Origin of the sequence: Streptomyces sp. NPDC058663 (genome assembly GCF_042716745.1) — a bacterium.
Lineage (GTDB): Bacteria > Actinomycetota > Actinomycetes > Streptomycetales > Streptomycetaceae > Streptomyces.
This window is the reverse complement of record NZ_JBHXRV010000003.1, coordinates 209901-234959: the sequence shown is the minus strand read 5'-3', so window position 1 is coordinate 234959 and position 25059 is coordinate 209901. Positions and strand designations below refer to the sequence as shown.

Genomic DNA, 25059 nt, shown 5'->3' with positions numbered 1-25059 from the left:
GGCGGGGGGGGGGCGCGCCCCGCCCCGGGGGGGGGGGGGGGGGGGGGGGGGGGGCCCCCCCCCCCCCCCGGGGGGGGGGGGGCCGGGGATAGGGGTGCGGGGGCCCCGCCGCCCAAGGCGACGGTGCTGGGCCGCCGAACTGGGCAGGGCATGCGAGGGCCCCGTTCTCCTCGGAGGGGGAACGGGGCCCTTGGGGCAGGGTGGGTCAGGCGGGGGTGGTCAGGCGGGTGATGGCCTCGTCGACCGTCAGTTCCTCGCGTTCGCCCGTACGGCGGTCCTTCAGCTCCAGGACGCCGTCGGCGGCACGGCGCCCGGCGACCAGGATCTTCGGGACGCCGATCAGCTCGGAGTCGGTGAACTTCACACCGGGCGAGACGCCGGGACGCTCGTCGACCAGGACGCGCAGCCCGGCCTCGCCCAGCTTCTCGGCGACCTCGACGGCCAGCTCCGTCTGGAGCGCCTTGCCCGCCGCGACGACGTGCACGTCGGCCGGGGCGATCTCGGCGGGCCAGCACAGGCCCTTGTCGTCGGCGGACTGCTCGGCGAGCGCCGCCACCGCGCGCGAGACGCCGATGCCGTACGAGCCCATGGTCACGCGGACCGGCTTGCCCTGCTGGCCCAGCACGTCGAGGGAGAACGTGTCGGCGTACTTGCGGCCGAGCTGGAAGATGTGGCCGATCTCGATGGCGCGGTCCAGCTTGAGGCCGGTGCCGCAGCGGGGGCACGGGTCGCCCTCTTCGACGACGACCACGTCGAGGTAGTCGTCGACCTCGAAGTCGCGGCCGGCGACGACGTTCTTGGCGTGCGTGTCCTGCTTGTTGGCACCGGTGATCCAGGCGGTGCCGGGGGCGACGCGGGGGTCGGCGATGTAGCGGACCTTGGCGAGGCCCTGCGGGCCGACGTAGCCCCGTACGAGGTCGTCGCGGCCCTCGAAGTCCTCGGCGGTGACCAGCTCGACGACGGCCGGGGCGAGGTGCTCGCCCAGCTTGCCGAGGTCCACCTCGCGGTTGCCGGGGACACCGACGGCGACGATCTCGCCGTCGACCTTCACCAGGAGGTTCTTCAGGGTCGATGAGGCGTCGACGCCGAGCTGGGCGGCGAGGGTCTCGATGGTGGGGGTGTCGGGGGTGTCGATGTCCTCGGCGGCCGGGTGCCCGGCGGCGTCGACGGCCTTCAGCTCGAAGGTGACGGCCTCGGTGTTCGCGGCGTAGTCGCAGGCCGGGCAGTCGGCGAAGGTGTCCTCACCGGCGGCGGCCGGGGCGAGGAACTCCTCGGACGCGGAGCCGCCCATGGCGCCGGAGACGGCGGACACGATGCGGTGGTCCAGGCCGAGCCGGTTGAAGATCTTGATGTACGCCTCGCGGTGCAGGCGGTACGACTCGGCGAGGCCCTCGTCGGTGGTGTCGAAGGAGTACGAGTCCTTCATCTGGAACTCGCGGCCGCGCAGCACGCCGGAACGGGGGCGGGCCTCGTCGCGGTACTTCGTCTGGATCTGGTAGAGCATCACCGGCAGGTCCTTGTAGGACGTGCACTGGTCCTTGACGGTCTGGGTGAAGATCTCCTCGTGGGTGGGGCCCAGGAGGTAGTCGGCACCCTTGCGGTCCTTGAGGCGGAAGAGCAGGTCGCCGTACTCCTCCCAGCGGCCGGAGGCCTCGTACGCCTCCTTGGGCAGGAGGGCGGGGAGCAGCACCTCCTGCGCCCCGATGGCGTCCATCTCCTCACGCACGACGCGCGAGATGTTGTCGAGGACCTTCTTGCCGAGCGGCAGCCAGGTCCAGATGCCGGCGGCGTTGCGACGTACGTAACCGGCGCGGACCAGCAGCTTGTGGCTGAGGGTCTCGGCGTCCGCCGGGTCGTCGCGCAATGTCTTGACCATCAAACGGGACATGCGCTGGACCTGGGCCATGGTGAACTCCTGCTCGCAAGGGTGATGTCAGGAGGTTAGCCGGGGGGTGGGGGCGGGTGGAAATCGGTTAGCGCACGGGGGGACGGCGCAGCGGCAGGGGTGCTCCCATGACCGCGTAGGGCCGCGGGGCGCTCGGGAACAGGACCTGGCGGGCGAGGTCGGTGTAGCCGAGGGAGCGGTAGAGGGCTCTTGCGGGGCTTTCGATGTCGATGGCGGAGAGGATCGAGCGGGGCTCCTGGGCGGTGTCCGTGAGGGCGGTGATCAGGGAGCGGCCGATCCCCCGGGCCTGGAAGTCCGGGTGGACGTGGAGTTCGGTGATCACGAAGGAGTGGTCGAGCCAGGTGTCGCGGCCGGTGGGCCGCAGGTACGGCTCGACGACGGTGGACCACCAGTGGGAGCGGTCGTTCGGCATGCCGTAGACGAATCCGGCCAGCCGCCCGTCGGGGGTGGTGGCGCCGAGGGCGCGCGCACCGGGTGAGGTCATGTGCCGCAGGACGATGTGGCGTCGTACGCTCACCTCGTCCGCTCCGAGGCCGAAGGCGAGGGCCTGCACGGCGAGCGCCTCGTCCACGCGCGCGGCCAGGTCGAGGGGGCCGATCACTGCGGCGTCGTCGGCGTCGTCCGTCGGGGGCGTCATGGGCGAACACTAGCCGTCCGCGCCCCGCCCGGGGCACGCGGTGAAATCGTGCGGCGGCTAGAAGAGGACGCTCATGAAGGCGCCGACCTCGCGGAAGCCGACGCGCCGGTACGACGCCCTGGCCGGGGCGTTGTAGTCGTTGACGTAGAGGCTGACGACGGGGGCGATGTCGGCGAGGGCGTAGCGCAGCACGGCGGCCATGCCGGTGACGGAGAGGCCCTTGCCGCGGTGTTCGGGAGCGACCCAGACGCCCTGGATCTGGCAGGCGGCGGAGGTGGCCGCGCCGATCTCGGCCTTGAAGACGACCTTGCCGTCCTCGATGCGGGCGAAGGAACGGCCGGCGCCGACCAGTTCGGCCACCCGTGCCTGGTAGAGGAGCCCGCCGTCGCCGGCCATCGGCGAGACGCCGACCTCCTCGGTGAACATGGCCACGCACGCGGGCATGATCGCTTCCAGCTCGTCCTTGCGGATGCGGCGGACGAGCGGGTCGGGGGTGATGCCGTCCGGCATCTGCTCGGCGACCATCAGCGGCTGGTGGGCGCGGACCTCGCGGGCGGGGCCCCAGCTCGGTTCGAGGAGACGCCACAGCTGGGCGGTGGGCTCGGCGGGGCCGACGATGGAGGAGCAGCGGCGGCCGCTGCGGCGGGCCCGTTCGGCGAAGGCGCGGACGGCTTCGGGGGTGGCGCAGAGGGGGACGAGGTTGGCGCCGGAGTAGCAGAGGCTGCGCAGCCTGCCGCTCTCGTACCAGCCCCACATCTCGCCGCCGAGGCGCCACGGGTCGAGACCGGCGACCTGGACGCGCGAGGTCACGAAGGCGTTGTTGACGGGCTCGCTCTCCAGCAGGGCGAGGGCCTCGTCCAGCTCGGCTGGTGCGAGGACGCGGGTGGTGGTCGTCGTCAACACGTGGAGGGCCTCACCGGTACGGATCGCTGATCTCCGCACTGTACCCGGCACGTTCGAAAGCACCCAGCCGGACCGACAAGCCCCGCGCTCCCTGGAGAGGGCGGGGCTTTCGTCGACGGTGTGCCGGGCAGGGGGGGCGTGCCGCCGGGCCCTGCGCGGGGTGGTTATTTGGCGATCGAGATCTGCGGCTCGCCGGAGGGGATGCCGTCCTTCTCCATCTGCTCGGCGATCTTCATCGCCTCTTCGATGAGCGTCTCGACGATCTTCGACTCGGGGACGGTCTTGATGACCTCGCCCTTGACGAAGATCTGGCCCTTGCCGTTGCCGGAGGCGACGCCGAGGTCGGCCTCGCGGGCCTCACCGGGGCCGTTGACGACGCAGCCCATGACGGCGACGCGCAGCGGCACCTCCATGCCCTCCAGACCGGCGCTGACCTGGTCGGCGAGCTTGTACACGTCGACCTGGGCGCGGCCGCAGGACGGGCAGGAGACGATCTCCAGGCGGCGCTGCTTGAGGTTGAGGGACTCCAGGATCTGGATGCCGACCTTGACCTCTTCGGCGGGCGGGGCCGAGAGCGAGACGCGGATGGTGTCGCCGATGCCCTCGGAGAGCAGGGCGCCGAAGGCGACGGCGGACTTGATGGTGCCCTGGAAGGCGGGGCCGGCCTCGGTGACGCCGAGGTGCAGCGGGTAGTCGCACTGGGCGGCGAGCTGGCGGTAGGCGTTGACCATCACGACCGGGTCGTTGTGCTTGACCGAGATCTTGATGTCGCCGAAGCCGTGCTCCTCGAAGAGGGAGGCTTCCCAGAGGGCGGACTCGACGAGCGCCTCGGGGGTGGCCTTGCCGTACTTCTTCAGCAGCCGGGCGTCCAGCGAGCCGGCGTTGACACCGATGCGGATCGGGGTGCCTGAGTCGCGCGCGGCGTGCGCGATCTCCTTGACCTTGTCGTCGAACTGCTTGATGTTGCCGGGGTTGACGCGGACGGCCGCACAGCCGGCGTCGATGGCGGCGAACACGTACTTCGGCTGGAAGTGGATGTCGGCGATCACCGGGATCTGCGACTTCCTCGCGATGGTGGCGAGGGCGTCGGCGTCGTCCTGCGTCGGGCAGGCGACGCGGACGATCTGGCAGCCGGACGCGGTCAGCTCGGCGATCTGCTGGAGCGTGGCGCCGATGTCGGACGTCCGGGTGGTCGTCATCGACTGCACCGACACGGGTGCGTCCCCGCCGACGGCAACGGTGCCGACCTGGATCTTGCGGCTGATCCTCCGGTCGGCGAGCTTCGTCGGAACGGAGGGCATTCCGAGAGAAATTGCAGTCATCTGCTGTGCAACCCCAAGTGTGGATCTAGGTCCCGAGATCGGCGGGCTCCGGTCATCGAGCGTACGTCACCTCGAAAGACCGGAGTACACCACGTCGACAAATCCACTCAATGGAGCGTTACGGGATGTCCTGGTGCGTCAGGAGATGCGGACGGGGTTGACGACGTCCGCGATCAGCACGAGCACGGTGAAGCAGATGAACAGTCCCGCGACGACGTACGCGACCGGCATGAGCTTGGCGACGTCGAAGGGTCCCGGGTCGGGCCGCCGGAACACCTTCGCCACGCCGCGGCGCAGTGATTCCCAGAGGGCTCCCGCGATGTGCCCGCCGTCGAGCGGGAGCAGCGGCAGCATGTTGAACAGGAACAGGGAGAGGTTGAAGCCCGCGACGAGGAACAGCATCATCGCGACGGTGTTCTCCATCGGCAGTCCGAGGCCGAGGATCTCGCCGCCGACGCGGGCCGCGCCGACCACGCCCATGGGCGAGTCCGCCTTGCGCTCCTCGCCGTGGAAGGCCGCGTTCCACAGGTCGGGGACCTTGGAGGGGAGCGCCAGGAGGGAGTCGACACCGGACTGGAGCATGATGCCCATGTGGTCGAGGGACTCGGTGAAGGTGAGCGGGACGGTGGCACTGCCGGGGCCGAAGCCGAGGTAGCCCGCCTCGACGTACTGGTCCTTGACCGGATCGCCGTTGGCGTCCTTCTTGAGGACCTTGTTGGTGGTGAGGGTGGCGTTCAGGACCTTCTGCTCGCCGCCGCGCTCGACGGTGAGGGTGGCCGCGCCCTTGGTGGAGCGGATGCGGTCGGAGAGGGTGGCCCAGTCGGCGACCGGCTGCCCGTTGAAGGCGACGATCCGGTCGCCCTTCTGGAGTCCGGCGGCCTTGGCCGGGGAGGGCTTGTCCTTCGCCGTGCAGTCGCGGTTCTCGCTCTGCGAGACCACACAGGGCACGACGGAGTCGACGGTGGTCGTGGACTTGTTGATGCCGACGAACATGAAGACGCTGAGGAAGAGCGCGACGGCCAGGATCAGGTTCATGAACGGTCCTGCGAACATCACGATGACGCGCTTCCACGGCTTGCGCGTGTAGAAGAGCCGGCTCTCGTCGCCGGGCTGGAGCTCTTCGTACGCCGCCGAGCGGGCGTCCTCGATCATGCCGCGCCACGGTGAGGTGGAGCGGGCCTCGACGCGGCCGTCCTTGCCGGGCGGGAACATGCCGATCATGCGGATGTAGCCGCCGAGCGGGATGGCCTTGATGCCGTACTCGGTGTCGCCCTTGCGTTTGGACCAGATGGTGGGGCCGAAGCCGACCATGTACTGGGGCACCCGCACGCCGAAGAGCTTGGCGGTGGAGAGGTGGCCGAGTTCGTGCCAGGCGATCGAGATGAGCAGCCCGACGAAGAAGATGACTATCCCGAGGACCGTCAACAGGATGGACGTCATGCGCGGGCCTCCGCTGTTGCCTTCGATGCCTTGCCGGCTGCCAGTTCGCGGGCGCGGGTGCGCGCCCAGGTTTCTGCTTCGAGGACGTCCGCGACCGTGAGGAGGGTTCCCCGGCCGGGGGTACCGTGCTCGGCCACGACTTCGGCGACCGTATCCACGATTCCTGTGAAGGGCAGCCGCCCTGCGAGGAACGCGTCCACACATTCCTCGTTCGCGGCATTGAACACCGCCGGGGCCGTGCCCGCGAGCTCTCCGACGTGCCGGGCGAGTCCCACGGCCGGGAACGCCTCGGTGTCCAGCGGGAAGAACTCCCACGTGGACGCCTTGCTCCAGTCGAAGGCCGGGGCGGCGTCCGGGACCCGTTCGGGCCAGCCGATGCCGAGGGCGATCGGGCCGCGCATGTCGGGCGGGGTGGCCTGGGCGAGCGTCGAGCCGTCGATGAATTCCACCATCGAGTGGACGTAGGACTGCGGGTGGACGACGACCTCGATGCGGTCGAAGGGGATGTCGTAGAGGAGGTGCGCCTCGATGACTTCCAGACCCTTGTTGACCAGGGTCGCGGAGTTGACGGTGATGACCGGGCCCATCGCCCAGGTGGGGTGGGCGAGTGCGTCCTCCCGGGTGACGCCCGCCAGCTCTGCCTTCGTACGGCCGCGGAAAGGTCCGCCGGAGGCGGTGACGACCAGTTTGCGCACCTCGCTGCGTCTGCCGCCGGCCAGCGCCTGGAAGAGCGCGGCGTGCTCGGAGTCGACCGGGATGATCTGGCCGGGCTTGGCGAGTGCCTTCACCAGGGGGCCGCCGACGATCAGCGACTCCTTGTTGGCGAGGGCGAGGGTGCGGCCCGCTTCGAGGGCGGCGAGGGTGGGGGCGAGACCGATGGAGCCGGTGATGCCGTTGAGAACGGTGTGGCAGTCGGAGGCGGCCAGTTCCGCGGCGGCGTCCGGTCCGGCCAGGATCTCGGGGAGCGGCTCGCTGCCGTACCGCGTCGTCAGCGCCTCGCGCAGCGCGCCCACCGCTTCCTCGCGGGCGACCGCGACCTGGCGTACCCGCAGCTGGTGCGCCTGGTCGGCGAGCAGCTCGACCTGGGATCCGGCCGCGGAGAGCGCGGTGATCCGGAAGCGGTCGGGGTTGCGCAGGACCAGGTCGATGGCCTGGGTTCCGATGGAGCCGGTGGAGCCGAGGACGACGATGTCGCGCGGCCCCTCGGTGACGGCGCCGTAGCGGAGGTGCGGATCGGCGAGCGGGACAGGACTGTCGGTCATTCCCCCATTGTGTCCCGGGCGCGGGGTGCTGTGGACAGGGTGCCCCCGCTTCACGTCGGCGGCTTGACGGACACCGGGGGGATTGCGGGTCGCTTCCGGCGCGGCCGGGGCCGCTCGGGGTCGCTTCCGGTGCGGCCTCGGGGTCGTTTCCGGCGCGGCCTCGGGGTCGCTGCGGGTCACTTCGGGCGCGGCCGGGGCCGCTCGTTCCCGTCGCGGTCCGGTCCGCTGTGGGTGCGCTCGGAGCTCTGGCGGGTCACCACGCCCTCCTCGGTGTCCATAGTGGGGGCGGTGAAACTGAGGTCGCCGTCCTGGCGGGGGGCCAGGACGGCCACCGGTGCGTCGGTCTCGACGCGGAGGTGGAAGAGGAAGCCGACGGTCTCCTCCTTGATGGCGTCCATCATGGCCGTGAACAGCTCGAAGCCCTCGCGCTGGTACTCGAAGACCGGCTCGCGGCCGAGCATGTGGCGCAGGCCGATGCCCTCCCGCAGGTAGTCCATCTCGTAGAGGTGCTCACGCCACTTGCGGTCCAGTACGGCGAGCAGCACGCGCCGTTCGAGGTCGCGGAGCACCTCGGTGCCGAGCCGGGCCTCGCGCGACGCGTACTGCGCGTGGATGTCCTCGCGCAGTGCTGCGGCGAGCTCGTCGGGCCCCAGGTCGGGGTCCTCCAGCAGGTCTGCGGCGCCGGGGGTGACCGGGTAGAGGTCGTGCAGCGCCCTCCAGAGCCGGTCGAGGTCCCACTCCTCGGCGTAGCCCTCGGCGGTCTCGGCCCGGACGTAGGCGTCGACGGTGTCGTCCATGAAGTGGCCGATCTGGCCGGTGAGGTCCTCGCCGGCCAGGACGCGGCGGCGTTCGCCGTAGATGAGTCTGCGCTGCCGGTCCATGACTTCGTCGTACTTCAGGAGGTCCTTGCGGGACTCGAAGTTCTGCCGCTCGATCTGTGACTGGGCGGCCGCGACGGCCCGGGTGACCAGCTTGTTCTCGATGGGTACGGCGTCGGGGAGGTTCGCCATGCCCATGACGCGGTCGACGGCCTGGGCGCGGAAGAGCCGCATCAGGCTGTCTTCGAGGGAGAGGTAGAAGCGGGAGGCGCCGGGGTCGCCCTGGCGGCCGGAGCGGCCGCGGAGCTGGTTGTCGATGCGGCGGGACTCGTGGCGCTCGGTGCCGAGCACGTAGAGGCCGCCGAGTGCCTTGACCTCTTCGTGGGCGGCGGGGCCGACGGGAGGCGGGGCGCCGGCCGGCTCCTCGGCTTCTTCGGGGGACGCGCCGCCGGCCGGGGGCGGGGTGCGGGCCGGGTCCCCAACCTTGTCGAGGCTGAGCTTCTCCGGCGGGGTCTCCTGCGCCGGCTCCGGGCTGCCGCCGAGCATGATGTCGGTGCCGCGGCCGGCCATGTTGGTGGCGACGGTGACCGCGCCCCGGCGGCCCGCCCCGGCGACGATCTGGGCCTCCCGCTGGTGGTTGCGGGCGTTGAGGACCTCGTGCGGGACGCCCCTGCGGCGCAGGAGCGCGGAGAGGTACTCGGACTTCTCGACGGACACGGTGCCCACCAGCACGGGCTGTCCTGTGGCGTGCCGTGCGGCGATGTCCTCGACGACCGCCGCGTACTTGGCGTCCTCGGTGCGGTAGATGAGGTCGGCGTCGTCGCGGCGGACCATCGGTTTGTGGGTGGGGACGGGTACGACCTGGAGGCCGTAGATCTGGTGGAACTCGGCGGCCTCCGTCATGGCGGTGCCGGTCATTCCGCTGAGGCCCTTGCCGTAGAGGCGGAAGAAGTTCTGGAGGGTGACGGTGGCGAGGGTCTGGTTCTCGTGCCGGATCTCGACGTGCTCCTTGGCCTCGATGGCCTGGTGGAGTCCGTCGTTGTAGCGGCGGCCCGGGAGCAGGCGTCCGGTGTGCTCGTCGACGATGAGGACCTCGTCGTCCAGGACGACGTAGTCCTTGTCCCTGCGGAAGAGTTCCTTCGCTTTGAGGGCGTTGTTCAGGTGGCCGATGAGCGGGGTGTGCACGGAGTCGTAGAAATTCTCGATGCCGAGCTGGTCCTCCAGGAATTCCACTCCCCGGTCGAGAATGGCGACGGTGCGTTTCTTGGGGTCGTATTCGTAGTGGTGGGCGGCCCGGATTCTGGCGAGTTCGTCCTTTTCGGCCTGGGTGACGTACCGCTCCTCCTGGATCAGTACGCCTCCCATGCGCGCGACCAGCTTGACGAAGACGCCGTACCACTGGGTGGGCCGGTCGGCGGGGCCGGAGATGATGAGAGGGGTGCGGGCCTCGTCGATGAGGATGGAGTCCGCCTCGTCGACGACGGCGAAATGGTGCCCGCGCTGGACGAGTTCGTCGTGGGACCAGGCCATGTTGTCGCGCAGGTAGTCGAAGCCGAATTCGGTGTTGGTGCCGTACGTGATGTCGCAGGCGTAGGCGGCACGGCGCTCCGCATGGCTCATGTCGGCCTTGACGACCCCGACCGTGAGTCCCATGAAGCGGTACGCCCGGCCCATCCAGGCGGCGTCGCGCTCGGCCAGGTAGTCGTTGACCGTGACGAGGTGGGCGCCCTTGCCGGCCAGGGCGTTGAGGTAGAGCGGCAGCGTGGCCACGAGGGTTTTCCCCTCGCCCGTGCGCATTTCGGCGATGCACTGGAGGTGGAGTGCCGCCCCGCCCATGATCTGCACGTCGAAGTGGCGCATTCCGAGGCTGCGGCGGGCCGCTTCGCGCATCGCGGCGAAGGCTTCGGGCAGCAGCTCGTCCAGGGATTCCCCGCCGGCGTACCGCTCCTTGAACTCGTCGGTCAGTTCTCGTAGTTCCGGATCGGAAAGATCGCGGAAATGCTCCTCGACCAGTGCGACCTGTGCGGCGATTCCCTGGAGTTTGCGCAGGGTCCGCCCTTCGCCCGCCCGCATTATCCTGCCGGTGATGTTTCCCAGACCGAACCCTGGCATCGTGATCCCCCACCTGCCGCACATCCGGATCGCTCATTGTCGGCGCGAATTTTCTCTGCCGCAAGGAACGCCGTGACCGGTGGGAAGAAAGGGGGGCGCGGAATTACGGGATACTCGTGTGACTGCGCGTGCAGCGGTCCGGCCGGGTCCGGCGCAGCCGGGCCGGACGAGCCGGCCCGTTGCTCAGCTCTCCGCGTCCAGCGCCGCCAGCCCCTCCTGCCAGCGTGCCCGGCACTCGGCTTCGCTCTGCTCCCACCAGGGGGTGCCCCGCTCTCCGAGGGCGACCTTCGCCGTCTGGACGCGGGCCCGCGCGGCGCGCTCGGCCTCGGGGTCGTCGGCCCGGTGGGCTGCTGCGACGGCCCGGCGGGCGGCCATGAGGTGCACGCGCAGCCGGGCGCCCGCCTCCTCCGGAATGCCGGGGTCGGTCGCCCGCCAGCGTCGGCCCTTCACGACGATGTACCGGCCGTCGGGAGTGTGCGGGGGTTGCTGTGCGTCGCCTGTCACCGGCGTGAGTCTGCCACCCACCCCCACCCGCATTCCCGCTATTTGCCCGCCTTCCCCCATTTTTCCCACTGGGCGTCCACGATGTCCTTCGGTACGCCGCCGAGGTCGGTACCGCCCAGCGTCTCGGCCCGGAAGGAGAGGATGCTCGCCCCGGCCCGTACGACGGTCAGGTACTCGTAGGCGGTCCCCTGGCCCCTCGCCTCGCGCACCGCGAGCCGGAACGCCTGTGCCTCCTCACCGATCCCGGCCGGTGCGGCCAGCTTCTCGACGGCCGTGTACCTGGCGGCAACCGCGTCCTTGCCGGGCCGGCCCCGGTTCTCGGTGAAGCCCGCCCCGCACTTCTCCCCCGCCGCACGCAGCGCCCGCATCACCACGGCCGCGCCCGGGCCCGCGTACGAGCGTAGCTGGACGGCGACGTCGGCCCCCTGCGGTTTCGCGGGGTCGCCGAGTCTGCGGTGCACCTGGGAGCGGGGGCCGCCCGCCACGGACTTCAGCCCGACGAGCGGCTGGCAGCGGGCGGGGGCGGCCGTGTAGTCGTCGCTCAACGGGCCGCCCGAGACGGTGAATTCGGCTGTGCGGTACGGGCCGACCCGCTCGCCGGGGGTGAAGGCGAGGGTGTTGAGCGCGGTCTGGGCGAGCGGCCGGGGGGCGGCCGCGGGCTTGGCATCGGCGGGGATCGCGGAGTTCTCGCAGGCCGCCAGCAGCGCCGTGCAGCACACCGCTCCGACGGCCACTGCCGCTCGTCTGCGCATCCGTACTCCCGCGTTCTTCCCGTACCCCTTGTCCATGTGCTCATCGTGGGGCACGGGAAGAGGCGGTGTCACCCGTTCCGGTTGTTGCCGGTCAGCGGACCGGGCGGTGCACGTTGTCGTTCTTGGCGGGGCCGGGGGTCGCGTCGGCGATCCACGTGCCTTCGCCGCTGGGGTCGACGACGCCCTGTTCCAGCCAGGTGTAGGTGCCGGAGAGCACGCCCTGGACGACCTTGTGGTCGAGGTCGTCGGTGTTGGTCCACAGCCGGCCGAGGAGTTCCTCGGTGCGAATGCGGGACTGGCGGCAGAAGATGTCGGCGAGCTGGTAGGCCTCGCGGCCGTAGTCCTCGGTGGTGCGCAGGAGTTCGGCCCGTACGCACGCGGCGCTCATCGCGAAGAGTTCCGCGCCGATGTCGACGATCCGCCCGAGGAAGCCCTGTTTGGTCTCCATGCGGCCCTGCCAGCGGGACATCGCGTAGAAGGTCGAGCGGGCCAGTTTGCGGGAGGTGCGTTCGACGTAGCGGAGGTGGCCGGAGAGGTCGGCGTGGCCCTGCGGGTGGAACTCCGCGTAGGAGCGCGGGAGCTGACCCGCACCCGTGACCAGTTTGGGCAGCCAGCGGGCGTAGAAGCCGGTGGCCTGGGCGCCGGCCTTCGCCTTGTCGGACAGGCTCTTGTCCGGGTCGATGAGGTCGCCCGCCACCTTCAGGTGCGCGTCCACCGCCTCGCGGGCGATCAGCAGGTGCATGATCTCCGTCGAGCCCTCGAAGATCCGGTTGATGCGCAGGTCCCGCAGGATCTGCTCGGCGGGGACGGCGCGCTCGCCGCGCGCGGCCAGGGAGTCGGCGGTCTCGAAGCCGCGTCCGCCGCGGATCTGGACCAGTTCGTCGGCCATCAGCCAGGCCATCTCCGAGCCGTACAGCTTGGCGAGCGCGGCTTCGATGCGGATGTCGTTGCGGTCCTCGTCGGCCATCTGGGACGACAGGTCGAGCACGGCCTCCAACGCGAAGGTGGTGGCGGCGATGAAGGAGATCTTGGCGCCGACGGCCTCGTGGTGGGCGACCGGCTTGCCCCACTGCTCGCGCACCGCCGACCACTCGCGGGCGATCTTCAGGCACCATTTGCCGGCGCCGACGCACATGGCGGGAAGCGAGAGGCGTCCGGTGTTGAGCGTGGTGAGCGCGATCTTGAGGCCCGCCCCTTCGGGGCCGATGCGGTTCGCGGCGGGGACGCGCACCTGGTGGAAGCGGGTGACGCCGTTCTCCAGGCCGCGCAGGCCCATGAAGGCGTTGCGGTGTTCGACGGTGATGCCCGGGGAGTCGGCCTCGACGACGAAGGCGGTGATGCCGCCCTTGCCGCTGTCGGTCCTCGGGACACGGGCCATGACGACCAGGAGGTCGGCCACCACACCGTTCGTCGTCCACAGCTTCACGCCGTCCAGGACGTACGCGTCGTCGCCGTCGGGCACGGCGGTGGTGGCGAGCCGTGCCGGGTCGGAGCCGACGTCGGGCTCGGTGAGCAGGAAGGCGGAGATGTCGTGACGGGCCAGGCGCGGCAGGAAGGCGTCCCGCTGCTCCTGGGTGCCGAAGAGTTTCAGGGGCTGCGGTACGCCGATGGACTGATGGGCGGAGAGCAGCGCGCCGATCGCGGGGCTGGCGGAGCCGACCAGGGCGAGGGCCTTGTTGTAGTACACCTGGGTCAGCCCCAGGCCGCCGTACTTCCGGTCGATCTTCATGCCGAGCGCGCCGAGGTCCCTGAGCCCGTTGATCGTCTCGTCCGGGATGCGGGCCTCGCGCTCGATCCGGGCGCCGTCGATCTCGCTCTCGCAGAACGCCCGCAGCTTGGCGAGGAAGGCCTCGCCGCGCTCGCTGTCCTCGGTGGGGGGCAGCGGGTGCGGGTGGATGAGGTCGAGCCGGAAGCGGCCGAGGAAGAGTTCCTTGGCGAAGCTGGGTTTGCGCCAGTCCTGCTCGCGCGCGGCCTCGGCGACCTGGCGGGCCTCGCGCTCGGTGACTTTGGGCTGCTTGCCGGGCTGGGGGCCGGGGGGCTGGTGGTCGGCTGCAGATGCGTGTGGTGCGGACATGAGGCTCACCTCGCCGCGAGTCGGGATCAAGGACCCGGAGGGCGCCGTACCGCCGCATTGAACCTGTACGGCTACCGACCGGTTCTACCCACTCGTATCTACCTCATTGTGCCCATCGCTACCAGCCTTCGCGCGCGGTGCGTTTGCCGGACGCGGCTCAGCCGTCGGAGGCGTCGGCGCCACCGCTCTGGCCCGAGTTCGGGCCGCGGCCGCTCTTGCGGGAGCTGCGCACCAGCTCGCCCGCGCCGAGGGTGAGGGCGGCCACCACGCGTACCCAGCGGGGGCCGCCGCGCTCCGCCCACACCACGCACACGCATCCGCCGACGGCGCATGCCAGGACTCCAACCAGCACGAGAGCGATCATGGCCCTAGCCTCGCATTGGCCGTGTGCCTGGTGAGGGCCGGGGCGGTCCGTCTCTCGCGGCGCCGGAACGGGGTGTCCTACGCGCGGCGCCGGAACGGGGTGCCTTACGCGCGGCGCCGGAACGCGCTGTCCTACGCGCGGCGCCGGAACGAAGTGCCTTACGCGCGCCAGGTCGCGGACGCCTGCTGGAGCACGTCCTCGATACGGGCCCAGGTCTCCACGTCCCTTGCCACGGCGGGCAGTTCCCTGGCGTCGGCCGCACCCCACGAGGTGGCGACGGCGACCGGGTCGGCGCCGGCGACCGCGCCCGCGGCGAGCGCGGCGGCCCCCAGGGCGACCAGTTCGGTCGCGGCGGGCAGGGTCACGGGGCGGCCGGACAGCCGTCGCACCGTCTCCACCCAGGTGCGGCCCCGCGCACCGCCGCCGATGAGGCGCAGGGGGCGGGAGGCGACGTCCGTTGCGTGCGGGTCCTCGCCGCACGCCGCGAGGAGTTCGTCCAGGGCGCGCAACACGGTGAAGGCTGCGCCCTCGTAGGCCGCGCCGAGGAGCTGCTGCGGCGTACTGGTGTGCCGCAGCCCGATGAGCAGGCCGGAGGCGTGGGGCAGGTCGGGGGTGCGTTCCCCGTCCAGGTACGGCAGGAGGACGGCCCGGCCACCCGGCGCCGCGTCCTCGCGGTCCAGCCGCAGCAGGTCGGCGACCTTGTCGACGGCGAGGGTGCAGTTGAGGGTGCAGCCGAGCGGGAGGTGGGTGCCGTCGGTGGCGGCGAAGCCGTTGACTCCGGGGCTGGTGGGGCGGGTGCGGGTGGCGGCGAAGACGGTGCCCGAGGTGCCGAGCGAGAGGACGGGGTGGTCGAGCAGGCCCGCGCCGCCGAGCCCCAGACCGACGGCCGCGGCCATGTTGTCGCCGGTCCCGGCGGCGACGGCGATGCCGGCGGGCAGCCCGAGGGCGGCGGCAGCCGAGGGGGTGAGGGAGCCGACGCGGGTGGCTCCGGTGGGGGCGACCTCCGGCAGCAGCGTCGCTTCGATGCCGAGGAGTTGCAGGATCTCGGGGTCGTAGGCGCCGGTGGCAGTCGAGTACCAGCCGGTCCCCGAGGCGTCGCCGGGGTCGGTGGCGGCGACGCCGGAGAGCCGTTCGGTGAGGTAGTCGTGCGGGAGGCGCAGGGCGGCGGCGGCCTCCACGGTGCGCGGTTCGTGGGTGCGCAGCCACTGCCAGGTCGTGGCGGTGAGTGAGGCGACAGGCACCGATCCTGTGCGCTCCAGCCACCAGGGCGCGCCGTATTCCTGGTGGAGCTCGGCGGCCTGCGGGGCGGAGCGGGTGTCGTTCCACAGGACGGCGGGACGCAGCGGGCGGCCGTCGGCGCCGAGGGCGACCAGGCCGTGCTGCTGGCCGGCGACGGCGATGCCGGTGACGTCCTCGGGCCGTACCCCCGCCTGGGCGAGAGCGGCGGGGACGGCGGTGGCGAGCGCCCGCCACCACTGCTCGGGATCGCTCTCCCGTGCGCCCGCGTCGCCGGTGACGGTGTGCGGGGCGCGGCCGAGCCCCAGGATCCTGCCGCTCCTGGGGTCGACCACGGCGGCCTTGGTGGACTGGGTGGAGCTGTCCACGCCGACGACGACGGGGGTGTGCCGCGAAACGGGGGTGTGCGGAGAAGAAGACATCGGACGGACTCTCCCTGCGCGGGGCCGGTGGCCGGGGTGGGGTGCGGGGGTCGGTGGCCGGGGGCGGTGGCCGGTGCGGGGTGCTGGGTGCCGGTGGCCGGTGGGGGTGCCGTCCCGGTGCCGGTCGGGCGAGTTTGATCGTACACAGAACAAATGCGGTTCAGCGGGGGTTCGTCGCACATCTGGCCAAGTCGGCACGCCTTCGTGCAGTATTTGCCATGTCAGCAAACAAATACCGCTGACCAGCAGTGCGAACCGCGCCAGGACCGAGACGACGAGGTGCCCCACCATGACGGACCGCTACTCCCCCGAGCCCGCGCACAAGTTCACCTTCGGCCTGTGGACCGTCGGCTGGCAGGGCCGCGACCCCTTCGGGGATGCCACGAGGCCCGCCCTCGACCCGGTCGAGTCGGTGCACCGGCTCGCCGGCCTCGGGGCGCACGGCGTGACTTTCCACGACGACGACCTGATTCCCTTCGGATCCACCGACGCCGAGCGCGACACGCTCGTGAAGCGGTTCCGCAAGGCGCTGGAGGAGACCGGCATGAAGGTCCCGATGGCCACCACCAACCTCTTCACCCACCCGGTCTTCAAGGACGGCGGCTTCACCGCGAACGACCGCGACGTGCGCCGCTTCGCCCTGCGCAAGACGATCCGCAACATCGATCTGGCCGTCGAGCTCGGCGCGAGCACGTACGTCGCCTGGGGCGGCCGCGAGGGCGCCGAGTCCGGCGGCGCCAAGGACGTCATGGTCGCCCTGGACCGCATGAAGGAGGCCTTCGACCTGCTCGGCGACTACGTCACGGAGCAGGGGTACGACCTGCGCTTCGCCATCGAGCCCAAGCCCAACGAGCCGCGCGGCGACATCCTGCTGCCGACGATCGGTCACGCGCTGGCCTTCATCGAGCGCCTGGAGCGCCCCGAGCTGGTCGGCGTCAACCCGGAGACCGGACACGAGCAGATGGCCGGGCTGAACTTCCCGCACGGCATCGCGCAGGCCCTGTGGGCGGGCAAGCTCTTCCACATCGACCTCAACGGGCAGACCGGCATCAAGTACGACCAGGACTTCCGCTTCGGCGCGGGCGACCTCCGTCAGGCGTTCTGGCTGGTGGACCTGCTGGAGACGGCCGGGTACGAGGGGCCGCGGCACTTCGACTTCAAGCCGGTGCGCACGGACGGCTTCGACGGGGTGTGGGAGTCGGCAGCAGGCTGCATGCGCAACTACCTGATCCTCAAGGAGCGGGCCGCGGCCTTCCGCGCGGACCCGGCGGTCCGGCAGGCGCTGCTCGACTCCCGGCTGGACGAGCTGGCGCGGCCGACCGCCGAGGACGGCCTCGCGGGGCTGCTCGCCGACAAGGGCGCGTTCGAGGACTTCGACGTGACGGCGGCGGCGGAGCGGTCGATGGCGTTCGAGCGGCTGGACCAGCTGGCGATGGAGCACCTGCTCGCTGTGCGGTAGCGCTCCGCCGGGGTGGGGGCGCGTGCGCCGGGGGGGCGTCCGGGCTGGTGGTGCACCCGCGGGTGCGTCGTGGCTGGTGGTGCACCCGCGGGTGCGTCGTGGCTGGTGGTGCACCCGCGGGTGCGTCGTGGCTGGTGGTGCACCCGCGGATGCGTCGTGGCTGGTGGTGCACCCGCGGATGCGTCGTGGCTGGTGGTGCACCCGCGGGTGCGTCGTGGCTGGTCGCGCAGTTCCCCGCGCCCCTGACGGGCGCGCCCTTGCCCTTGCTAGGGCTGCGGGGCGGCGCGGTCCGCGTGCGCGGCCGGGTCGGCGAGTACCTCGCGTACGACCAGGGCCGCGGCTCCCCGCGCGGCGTCGCCCGAGAGGGACGCGGGGCGCAGCCGGCCCGAACCGGCGGGCCACAGGCCGGACACCACCCGCTCCGCCAGTACGGCGTCGACGGCCGGGACCAGCCAGGGGGCGAGCGCGCGGTAGATGCCGCCGAGGACGACGGCCTCGGGGTCGAGCAGGTTGACCGCGCCCGACAGGACGAGCCCGAGATTCTCGCCCGCCGTGCGCAGGGCACCGAGCGCGGCCTCGTCCCCGGCGGCAGCCTTGCGCTCCAGCTCGGCGACACCCGGTACTCCGGCGTTCTCGTCCAGGCCGGCGTTGCGGAGCAGGGCGAGCTGGCCCGCGTACTGCTCCAGGCAGCCGCGTGCGCCGCAGCGGCACGGGGGGCCTTCGGCGCGGGCCACGACGTGGCCGATCTCGCCGGCGAACCCGTGCGCGCCGCGCAGGAGCCGGCCGTCGAGGACGAGCGCCCCGCCGACACCGACCTCGCCGGTGAGGTAGAGGAAGGAGCGGGCGGCACCGGGCCCGCCGCACCAGAGTTCGGCGAGGGCGGCGAGGTTGGCCTCGTTGTCGGCGCTGACGGGCAGGGCGGGGCGGCCCGGCAGGAGGGCGGCGAGGGCCTGGGCGAAGAGCCCTTCGGCGGCGACGCGGGTCCAGCCGAGGTTGGGGGCCTGGCGGACCGTCCCGCCGGAGACCAGTCCCGGCAGGCCCAACTGCACGCCCACCACCCGGAGTTGCTGCTCGGCCGCCGACTCCAGCGCCCGTACGGCGATCCGGGCGGCCCGGTGGAAGACGTCGGCGGGCGGGGTGCCGCGGTTGTCCAGGTGCTCGGTGAGGCGGACCCGGTCGGTGCCGGCGAGGTCGACGGCGCACACGGTGACGTAGTCGATGTTGATCTCGATGCCGAGCCCGGCGGCGCCGGTGCGGGCCGTCTTCAGTACGGTGCCCGGCCGGCCCGCCTGGCCGCTGAAGGTCTTGCCGGACTCGGCGAGGAAGCCGCCCTCCAGCAGCTGTTCCACCAGTGAGGAGACGGCCGCCCTGGTGAGTCCGACGCGGGCGGCGACCTGGGCCCGGGTGATCTCGCCCTCGTCGTGCACGGCGCGCAGCACCAGGCTGAGGTTGTGCCGGCGCACGGTGTCCTTGTCGGCCTTGGCCCCCAGGGAACGCGGGAGCGGGGCCGGGGACGCCGGAGGGGAGGCCGGTGAGCTGATCGTCATGGTGACGTCGAGCCTACTGGCCTCCCCCTGGGAGAGCCGGGTCCGGTGCGGCACCGGACCGGCGCGGACCGGACCGGCGCGGTCGTGCGGCGCGGTCGTGCGGCGCGGCACCGGACCGCAACAGCGCGGGCCCGTGCTTACAGGTCGATGCCCGTGAGGACCATGACCCGCTCGTACGTGTAGTCGTCCATGGCGTAGCGGACGCCCTCGCGGCCGACGCCGGACTGCTTCACACCGCCGTACGGCATCTGGTCCGCACGGTAGGAGGGGACGTCGCCGACGATCACGCCGCCGACCTCCAGGGCGCGGTGGCCGCGGAAGGCCGCCTGGATGTCGTGCGTGAACAGACCCGCCTGGAGCCCGTACTTGGAGGAGTTGACGGCCTCGAAGGCCTCCTTCTCCCCGTCCACCTTCTGCACGGAGAGGACCGGTCCGAAGACCTCCTCGCAGGACAGGGTCGCGTCGGCGGGCAGGTCGGCGAGGACGGTGGGGGCGTAGCTGGCCCCGTCCCGCTTGCCGCCGGTCAGCAGCTGGGCGCCGCCCTTGACTGCCTCGTCGACCCAGGACTCGACGCGCTTGGCGGCGTCCTCGCTGACCAGCGGGCCGACGTCGGTGGACGCGTCGGACGGGTCACCGGTGACCTGGGCCTCGACGGCCGCGACGATCTTCGGCACGAGCCGGTCGTAGACCGAGGCGTCGGCGATGACGCGCTGCACGGAGATGCAGGACTGGCCGCCCTGGTAGTTGGAGAAGGTCGCGATGCGGGTCGCGGCCCAGTCCAGGTCCTTCTCGGAGGCGAAGTCGGGGAGGACCACGGCCGCGCCGTTGCCGCCGAGCTCCAGGGTGCAGTGCTTGCGCGGCACCGAGTCCATGATCGCGTAGCCGACCTTGTCGGAACCGGTGAAGGAGATGACAGGCAGCCGCTCGTCCTGGACCAGGGCGGGCATCTTGTCGTTCGCGACGGGGAGCACGGACCAGGAACCGGCCGGCAGCTCGGTCTCGGCCAGCAGCTCGCCGAGGATCAGACCGGAGAGGGGGGTGGCCGGGGCCGGCTTGAGGATGATCGGCGCGCCGACGGCGATCGCGGGAGCGACCTTGTGGGCGCAGAGGTTGAGCGGGAAGTTGAACGGGGCGATGCCCAGGACGACACCGCGGTTGAAGCGGCGCGTGAGCGCGAGGCGGCCGACACCACCGGCGTCGGTGTCCAGGCGCTGGGCCTCTCCGCCGTTGAAGCGGCGCGCTTCCTCGGCCGCGAACCGGAACACGGAGACCGCCCGGCCGACCTCGCCGCGGGCCCACTTGATGGGCTTGCCGTTCTCGGCGGAGATGACCTGGGCGATCTCCTCGGTGCGCTCGGCGAGGCGGTCGGCGACGTGGTTCAGGGCGGCGGCGCGGACGTGGGCCGGGGTCGCGGCGAACTCGTCGCGTACGGCGTACGCGGCGGCGACGGCCTCTTCGACCTGGGCGTCGGTCGGGATGCCGACCTTGCCGACGAGACGGCCGTCCCACGGGGAGGTGACGTCGAAGGTGTCGTCGCCGGTGGCCTGGCGGCCGGCGAGCCAGAAGGCGTGGGTGGAAGTCATTGGGGTTCCGGCCCTTCCGAGTTGGGGGTGGCGTGGAAGTGGGTCTTCGGTCCCACCGTAGGGGCGGGGAGGAGGTGCGTCGCTTGTCCAGGGTGGAGTGTTGCGCGACGGCGCCGTGCCGGATTGGTGGGCGGGCGGGGGCGGGAGTGCGGGGACAGGTGCGGACCCGGGGGTGCGGGGTGCCGGGCCGGCGGCCCGTGCGGACCCGAGGTGCAGGGCGCCCGACCGGCGGCCCGTGCGGACCCGGGGTACGGGGTGCCGGACCGGCGGCCCGTGCGGACCCGGGGTACGGGGTGCCCGACCGGCGGCCCGTGCGGACCCGAGGCACGGGGCGCCCGACCGCCGGCCCATGCGGACCCGAGGCACGGGGCGCCCGACCGCCGGCCCATGCAGACCCGAAGCACGGGGCGCCCGACCGCCGGCCCATGCAGACCCGAGGCACGGGGCGCCCGACCGCCGGCCCATACGGACCCGGGGGTGAGGTGTCGGACGGACGGGTTGCCGGCTCCGGGGCCAATGCGGACCCGGGGGTACAGAGCGCCGGCCCGGGGGCCAGGGCGGAGCCGGGGGGGGGTACGGGGTGCCGGACCGGGCGGCGGGCCGGGGGCGTTACTCGCCCGTGCTCGACGACGTCGCCTTCAGGGCCAGCCACAGTTCCATCCGGACGTCCGGGTCGTCCAGTGAGCGGCCGAGGATCTCCTCCACCCGGCGCATCCGGTAGCGCAGGGTGTGCCGGTGCACTCCCAGCTGGGCGGCCGCGGCGTCCCACTGGCCGTGCCGTGAGAGCCAGGCCCGCAGCGAGGCGACGAGGTCTCCGCGCCCCGTCGCGTCGTGGTCCCGCAGCGCCCGCAGCATGCCGTCCGCGAAGGCCCGCACCGCGTCGTCGGCGAGGAGCGGCAGGACGGAGCCGGTCGCGAGTTCCTCGTGCTCGACGAGGGTGCGGCCCCGCCGCCTGGCCACCGACAGTGCCTGTTCCGCCTGCTTGAAGGCGGTGGCGGCCGCGATCGGCCCGGCCGGTGCGGACAGGCCCACCACCAGGTCGCCCTGCTCGGCGGGCTCCAGTGGGCGGGCCTTGTCTCCGCCCCGTACCGCTGCCGTCGTGTGCACCGCGCACGCGGCGGCCGCCGCGCCGCCGTCGGCCGCCAGTATCACCACCCGGCCGCCGTCGGGGACGACGAGGATCGCCTCGTTGACCCGCGCCGCCGCCGATTCGAGGGCGTCGACCAGTGCCTGGAGGGGCTCCGCGCCGTCCGTGCCCTCGCCCGCCGCCTCGGCGATGAGCAGCCGGAAGGGAGCGTCCAGCAGGCCGCCGTACAGGTCGCCGGCGACCGCGCGCGCGTGGTCGGGTTCGCCGGCCAGCAGCATCCGCAGCACGGCGGCGCCGAGCCTGGTCTCCGCGGCCTGCAGGGCACGGGTCCGCTCGGTGGTGAGGGTGAGGAGGGCGATCGCGGAGTGCACCGCGTACCGCTCGGCGGTGCCCAGCGGTGCCGCGGTGCCGACCGCGAGGGCGCCGCGCGCCCGCCGCCCGGCGCCCAGCGACTGGAGCTCGACCCGGTCCTCGGTGCCGCCGACCACGGCGCTGGCCGGGGCGGGCCGCAGCCGGAGCCGTTCCACGTCGTCGGCGAGGCGGGTGGCCCGCCGGCCCGCCCAGTCGGGTGCGGCGGCCACCACCGCACCGGAGGCGTCGTACACGGCCGCCCACCCGTCCACGTGCGCGGCCAGCTTGGCGACCAGCTCCGCCGGTCCCGCCAGCGCCGCCTTGGTCAGTTCGCGCTGGGCCTCGAAGCCCGCGGTGACCGCCCGGTACTGGTCGGCGGCGATGGCGGCCGAGACCGCCTTGGAGATCGCCAGGAAGGGGGTGCGCCGCGGCACCTCCAGCAGCGGGAGGTGCTCCTCCCTGGCCGCAGCGAGCAGAGCCTCGGGGATCTCCTCGTAGCTGACGCCCACCGCGAAGCCGAGCCCCACCACTCCCGCCCCGGCCAGCCTGCGCACGTACCGCCGCATCGCCTCCGGGTCCTCGGCGTCGAGCTTCATCGCGGTGATGAGCAGGAGTTCGCCGCCCTCCATGTAGGGGACGGGGTCGGCGAGCTCGCTGACGTGGGCCCAGCGCACCGGTGTCTCCAGCCGGTCCTCCCCCGCGCGCACGACGAGCTTGAGCGCGGAGTGGTGGACGAGGGAGGCGAGCGTGGGCGGCATCAGGGGGTGCGACCTTCGGCAGAGGACGGACTGGTGCGCCGTCCCGTACGAACGGCTCCTCCGATTCTGCCATTACGTACCTAAAACCCGCGCCGCCGAGCCGGGGCGCCCCCGCGTCCGCCCGCCCGCTCAGTCCCGCAGGTCCACCAGCAGCGGCGGCGTGTGCTCCCCGCGCACCGTCGTCAGGGCCAGGACCGCGTGCCCTGCGGGCACCCCGCGGGCCAGTTCGGACGCGGACCAGCGGGCGCGCTCGACCTTCTTGACGGTGACCGCCCTGGTGACCCTGTCCTTGCCGGTGACCAGCTTGCGCAGCGCGTGCAGGGCCCGGGTGAGCGGCTCGTTGGCGAAGACCGTGTGCTGGGCGACCTCGGTGGTCTCCACCCACTCGGTCCCCCACGCCTCGGTGAAGCGCCGGCCGTCCCAGGTGGTGACCCCGGAGAACGCCATGTGGCAGCCGACCGCGCCGAGCAGCGGGATGTGCAGCGCCTCGGGTACGTCGTCGACGGTGCGCAGCGCCAGCACGACGCCCGCGTTGGCCGAGCGGAGCCTGCTGATGCCCCGTACCGTCTCGGCGGTCAGCGTCGCCGTCGCGTCGTCGAGCACCAGGGCTGCGAACAGGGAGCGGTCGGCCCGCGCGGTCATCGCGCCCAGGAACTGGGCCAGGATCAGCCGGGCCAGCAGCCGGGAGGCCTCCGCGTGCCCCGGCTCGGGCAGGTCGACGCGGACCCGCATGGGGTGGTGCTGGAGGGCGCGCACGGAGAACGGGCGGGCGTCGGTGCCGGTGTCGAAGAAGTCGGCGAACAGCGGCCGGTCGAGCAGGGCGAGCCGGTCGGCGAGCGCCGGGCAGGGGTCGGAGGCGGTGCCCAGCTGCCGCATCCGGGCGCTGAGGTCGCGCAGCATCGGCAGCGGCCCCGAGGCTTCGAGCCGCTCTTCCAGGGCCCGGAGCGCGGCCGGGTCGGCGCGCAGCAGTTCGTACAGTTCGGACACGGCGGGGAAGCGGCCGTGCACCGCGTGGAAGGGGCCGATGAGCTGGGCCAGGGCGGTCGCGGCGCGCCCCGTGTCGACCGCGTCGAGATCGCCGACCAGCCCCTCGGCGAGGACGGTGGAGGCGGCTTCGGTGTCGCCGGTGCCGCCGTACAGGTCGAGGTCGTGCACCGAGCCGCGGTCGCCCAGCCTGACGACGACGTCGTACGCCGCGTCGTCGGCGAGCGGGGTGCCGGCCGCGCAGACGGTGATCACGCTGCACTGCCCGGCGAGCGCCTGGAGGGCGAGGGACTCGGCGACCGGGGTGATCAGCCGCCGGGTCTTGCCCGACCCGGGCGGGCCGACGGCGAGCAGGGAGGTGCCGAGCACGGCGGGATCGAGGGCGGTGCCCGCGCCGCCGCGCTGGTAGGGGTTGGGGTCGCCGTCGGTGTACCGGCCGATGCGCACCTGGGAGGTGAGCAGGTCGTGGACGGCGGTGCGGCGGGGCAGGTCGCGGGCGCCGGAGGGGTGGGTGAAGGCCGCGGCGCCGTCGCGCAGGACGGTGGCGTCGAAGGTCGTGCGGCGGGCCGGGTCCTGGCCGGCCGCGCGCCACGCCGTCCTGATCCGCACCAGGTCGACGTCGTTCATGCGACCGCCGCGCACTTCGGCGGTGAGCCGGTCGGCGGCCTCGGTCGTACCGTGGGCCCGCAGCTCGGGCCAGCGGGCGGGGTCGGTGGCGGGGTGCGCGGGGGCGGCCGGTGCGGGGGCCGGCGGGCGGCGGAAGAGGGCGCGCAGCGCGGCGCCCCAGGCACCGAGCCTGGCGAACGGCCAGAGCAGGCCGACGACGACGAGCGCGTACACCGTGTAGCTGACGAACGTGGCGAGGAAGCGGTCGCCACCAGCGATCCAGGACCGGGGCAGCGCCGTGAAGACGGGGTCGAGCAGGGGCAGGTTCTTCGTCCAGACCAGCACCTGCACCAGGAAGGCGAGCGAGGCCGCGGTCAGCGCCCGGAACGGCTGCCTGCGGCTGACCACGAAGCGCCGCCAGATCTCCCGCCAGTTGGCGAGCCTGCCGAACCCGTACACCAGGGCGGCCCCGAAGACGCCGGTGTAGATGACGACGGCGTCGGCGGCCTGCTGGGTGACGGGGCCGCCGTTCGCCCCGATCCGCCACCAGTCGCCGGGGGTCACCAGCTTGAGGGGGACCAGCCAGTACGGGATGTAGTTGTTCCACCACATCGACCACATCAGCAGTCCGGCGAGTACCGAGATGACGGCGCCGGCCACCAGCGACCTGTTGGTCACCAGCTCTTCCGCGGGAAGCTCGGGGCGCGGCCGGTGGGCGTAGCGCCAGTACCCGGGCTCGGCGGCCGGCCGGTCCGTCTTCAGCCAGTCCTCGACCCGGGACAGCGGCGCGGCGGCCGGGGGCGCGGGCGGGGCGGGCGGCAGGTCCGGGGGCGGCGGCCCGGCGGGCCTGGGCACCGCACCCGCACGGGTGGTGTGCGCGCCGTCGTGCCTGTCACCGGTGTTCATGTGCTGCCCCTCGTCCCCACGAACCA

Annotated in this window: 17 protein-coding genes; 1 reads left to right on the top strand and 16 read right to left on the bottom strand. The window is 72.6% G+C overall.

Translation table 11 applies throughout. The features are described 5' to 3' along the window. Positions 1 to 205 precede the first annotated feature (205 nt). The 12 genes from ACFWVV_RS03885 to xylB form a co-directional block, all read right to left on the bottom strand. Positions 206 to 1906: a proline--tRNA ligase gene (locus ACFWVV_RS03885; RefSeq protein WP_384358772.1), complete on the bottom strand. Its 1701-nt coding sequence runs from the start codon at positions 1904 to 1906 to the stop codon at positions 206 to 208. A gap of 67 nt (positions 1907 to 1973) precedes the next feature. Beyond that, complete coding sequence (locus ACFWVV_RS03880; RefSeq protein ID WP_384358774.1) at positions 1974 to 2543, bottom strand: GNAT family N-acetyltransferase; 570 nt, start codon at positions 2541 to 2543, stop codon at positions 1974 to 1976. A gap of 57 nt (positions 2544 to 2600) precedes the next feature. Next, complete coding sequence (locus ACFWVV_RS03875) at positions 2601 to 3443, bottom strand: GNAT family N-acetyltransferase (protein WP_384358796.1); 843 nt, start codon at positions 3441 to 3443, stop codon at positions 2601 to 2603. Between the two features lie 167 nt (positions 3444 to 3610). After that, on the bottom strand, positions 3611 to 4768 hold the full coding sequence (ispG, locus tag ACFWVV_RS03870) for a flavodoxin-dependent (E)-4-hydroxy-3-methylbut-2-enyl-diphosphate synthase (RefSeq protein WP_384358776.1): 1158 nt from the start codon (positions 4766 to 4768) through the stop codon (positions 3611 to 3613). Between the two features lie 138 nt (positions 4769 to 4906). Next, a complete protein-coding gene (locus ACFWVV_RS03865) occupies positions 4907 to 6208 on the bottom strand; it encodes a M50 family metallopeptidase (protein WP_384358778.1) in 1302 nt (433 codons plus the stop codon). After that, positions 6205 to 7470 (bottom strand): 1-deoxy-D-xylulose-5-phosphate reductoisomerase, encoded by a 1266-nt coding sequence (dxr, locus tag ACFWVV_RS03860; protein WP_384358780.1) that lies wholly within the window; start codon positions 7468 to 7470, stop codon positions 6205 to 6207. The genes ACFWVV_RS03865 and dxr overlap by 4 nt, the downstream gene beginning before the upstream one ends. A 176-nt stretch (positions 7471 to 7646) precedes the next feature. Then, the gene (secA, locus tag ACFWVV_RS03855) at positions 7647 to 10400 is read right to left on the bottom strand and encodes a preprotein translocase subunit SecA (protein WP_384358782.1); all 2754 of its coding nucleotides are present in this window, start codon (positions 10398 to 10400) and stop codon (positions 7647 to 7649) included. A gap of 183 nt (positions 10401 to 10583) precedes the next feature. After that, positions 10584 to 10904, bottom strand: a complete 321-nt coding sequence (locus tag ACFWVV_RS03850; protein WP_384358784.1) for a hypothetical protein — start codon at positions 10902 to 10904, stop codon at positions 10584 to 10586. A gap of 38 nt (positions 10905 to 10942) precedes the next feature. Further along, positions 10943 to 11692 carry a hypothetical protein gene (locus tag ACFWVV_RS03845; RefSeq protein ID WP_384358786.1) on the bottom strand — a complete coding sequence of 250 codons (750 nt, stop codon included), beginning with the start codon at positions 11690 to 11692 and terminating at the stop codon, positions 10943 to 10945. A gap of 55 nt (positions 11693 to 11747) precedes the next feature. Then, a complete protein-coding gene (locus ACFWVV_RS03840; RefSeq protein ID WP_384358788.1) occupies positions 11748 to 13730 on the bottom strand; it encodes an acyl-CoA dehydrogenase family protein in 1983 nt (660 codons plus the stop codon). 157 nt (positions 13731 to 13887) lie between these two features. Next, entirely contained in the window at positions 13888 to 14094 is a 207-nt protein-coding gene (locus ACFWVV_RS03835; protein WP_384358790.1) for a hypothetical protein, read from the bottom strand. A 158-nt stretch (positions 14095 to 14252) separates the two neighbouring features. Then, positions 14253 to 15752, bottom strand: coding sequence for a xylulokinase (gene xylB, locus ACFWVV_RS03830; RefSeq protein WP_384358792.1), 1500 nt, complete (start codon positions 15750 to 15752; stop codon positions 14253 to 14255). Positions 15753 to 16041: 289 nt separating this feature from the next. Here xylB and xylA point away from each other — a divergent pair, with 289 nt between their 5' ends. Next, positions 16042 to 17211, top strand: coding sequence for a xylose isomerase (gene xylA, locus ACFWVV_RS03825; RefSeq protein WP_384358794.1), 1170 nt, complete (start codon positions 16042 to 16044; stop codon positions 17209 to 17211). 266 nt (positions 17212 to 17477) lie between these two features. Here xylA and ACFWVV_RS03820 read toward each other — a convergent pair whose 3' ends face one another. The 4 genes from ACFWVV_RS03820 to ACFWVV_RS03805 all read right to left on the bottom strand — a co-directional run bounded on the left by ACFWVV_RS03820 (position 17478) and on the right by ACFWVV_RS03805 (position 25033). Continuing rightward, positions 17478 to 18758, bottom strand: coding sequence for an ROK family protein (locus ACFWVV_RS03820; protein ID WP_384344639.1), 1281 nt, complete (start codon positions 18756 to 18758; stop codon positions 17478 to 17480). Between the two features lie 137 nt (positions 18759 to 18895). After that, a complete protein-coding gene (locus tag ACFWVV_RS03815) occupies positions 18896 to 20341 on the bottom strand; it encodes an aldehyde dehydrogenase family protein (protein ID WP_384344636.1) in 1446 nt (481 codons plus the stop codon). 609 nt (positions 20342 to 20950) lie between these two features. After that, a complete protein-coding gene (locus ACFWVV_RS03810) occupies positions 20951 to 22537 on the bottom strand; it encodes a PucR family transcriptional regulator (RefSeq protein ID WP_384344634.1) in 1587 nt (528 codons plus the stop codon). A gap of 129 nt (positions 22538 to 22666) precedes the next feature. Continuing rightward, positions 22667 to 25033, bottom strand: coding sequence for an ATP/GTP-binding protein (locus ACFWVV_RS03805; protein WP_384344631.1), 2367 nt, complete (start codon positions 25031 to 25033; stop codon positions 22667 to 22669). Between the last annotated feature and the right edge of the window lie 26 nt (positions 25034 to 25059).

Bases quoted from the DNA above. Each gene is read 5' to 3' on its own strand.
- ACFWVV_RS03865 (WP_384358778.1), bottom strand. From the start codon at position 6,208: ATGACGTCCATCCTGTTGACGGTCCTCGGGATAGTCATCTTCTTCGTC.
- ACFWVV_RS03810 (WP_384344634.1), bottom strand. From the start codon at position 22,537: ATGCCGCCCACGCTCGCCTCCCTCGTCCACCACTCCGCGCTCAAGCTC.
- ACFWVV_RS03880 (WP_384358774.1), bottom strand. From the start codon at position 2,543: ATGACGCCCCCGACGGACGACGCCGACGACGCCGCAGTGATCGGCCCC.
- dxr (WP_384358780.1), bottom strand. From the start codon at position 7,470: ATGACCGACAGTCCTGTCCCGCTCGCCGATCCGCACCTCCGCTACGGC.
- ACFWVV_RS03820 (WP_384344639.1), bottom strand. From the start codon at position 18,758: ATGACGATCAGCTCACCGGCCTCCCCTCCGGCGTCCCCGGCCCCGCTC.
- ispG (WP_384358776.1), bottom strand. From the start codon at position 4,768: ATGACTGCAATTTCTCTCGGAATGCCCTCCGTTCCGACGAAGCTCGCC.
- xylB (WP_384358792.1), bottom strand. From the start codon at position 15,752: ATGTCTTCTTCTCCGCACACCCCCGTTTCGCGGCACACCCCCGTCGTC.
- ACFWVV_RS03805 (WP_384344631.1), bottom strand. From the start codon at position 25,033: ATGAACACCGGTGACAGGCACGACGGCGCGCACACCACCCGTGCGGGT.
- xylA (WP_384358794.1), top strand. From the start codon at position 16,042: ATGACGGACCGCTACTCCCCCGAGCCCGCGCACAAGTTCACCTTCGGC.
- ACFWVV_RS03840 (WP_384358788.1), bottom strand. From the start codon at position 13,730: ATGTCCGCACCACACGCATCTGCAGCCGACCACCAGCCCCCCGGCCCC.
- secA (WP_384358782.1), bottom strand. From the start codon at position 10,400: ATGCCAGGGTTCGGTCTGGGAAACATCACCGGCAGGATAATGCGGGCG.
- ACFWVV_RS03885 (WP_384358772.1), bottom strand. From the start codon at position 1,906: ATGGCCCAGGTCCAGCGCATGTCCCGTTTGATGGTCAAGACATTGCGC.
- ACFWVV_RS03815 (WP_384344636.1), bottom strand. From the start codon at position 20,341: ATGACTTCCACCCACGCCTTCTGGCTCGCCGGCCGCCAGGCCACCGGC.
- ACFWVV_RS03835 (WP_384358790.1), bottom strand. From the start codon at position 14,094: ATGATCGCTCTCGTGCTGGTTGGAGTCCTGGCATGCGCCGTCGGCGGA.
- ACFWVV_RS03845 (WP_384358786.1), bottom strand. From the start codon at position 11,692: ATGGACAAGGGGTACGGGAAGAACGCGGGAGTACGGATGCGCAGACGA.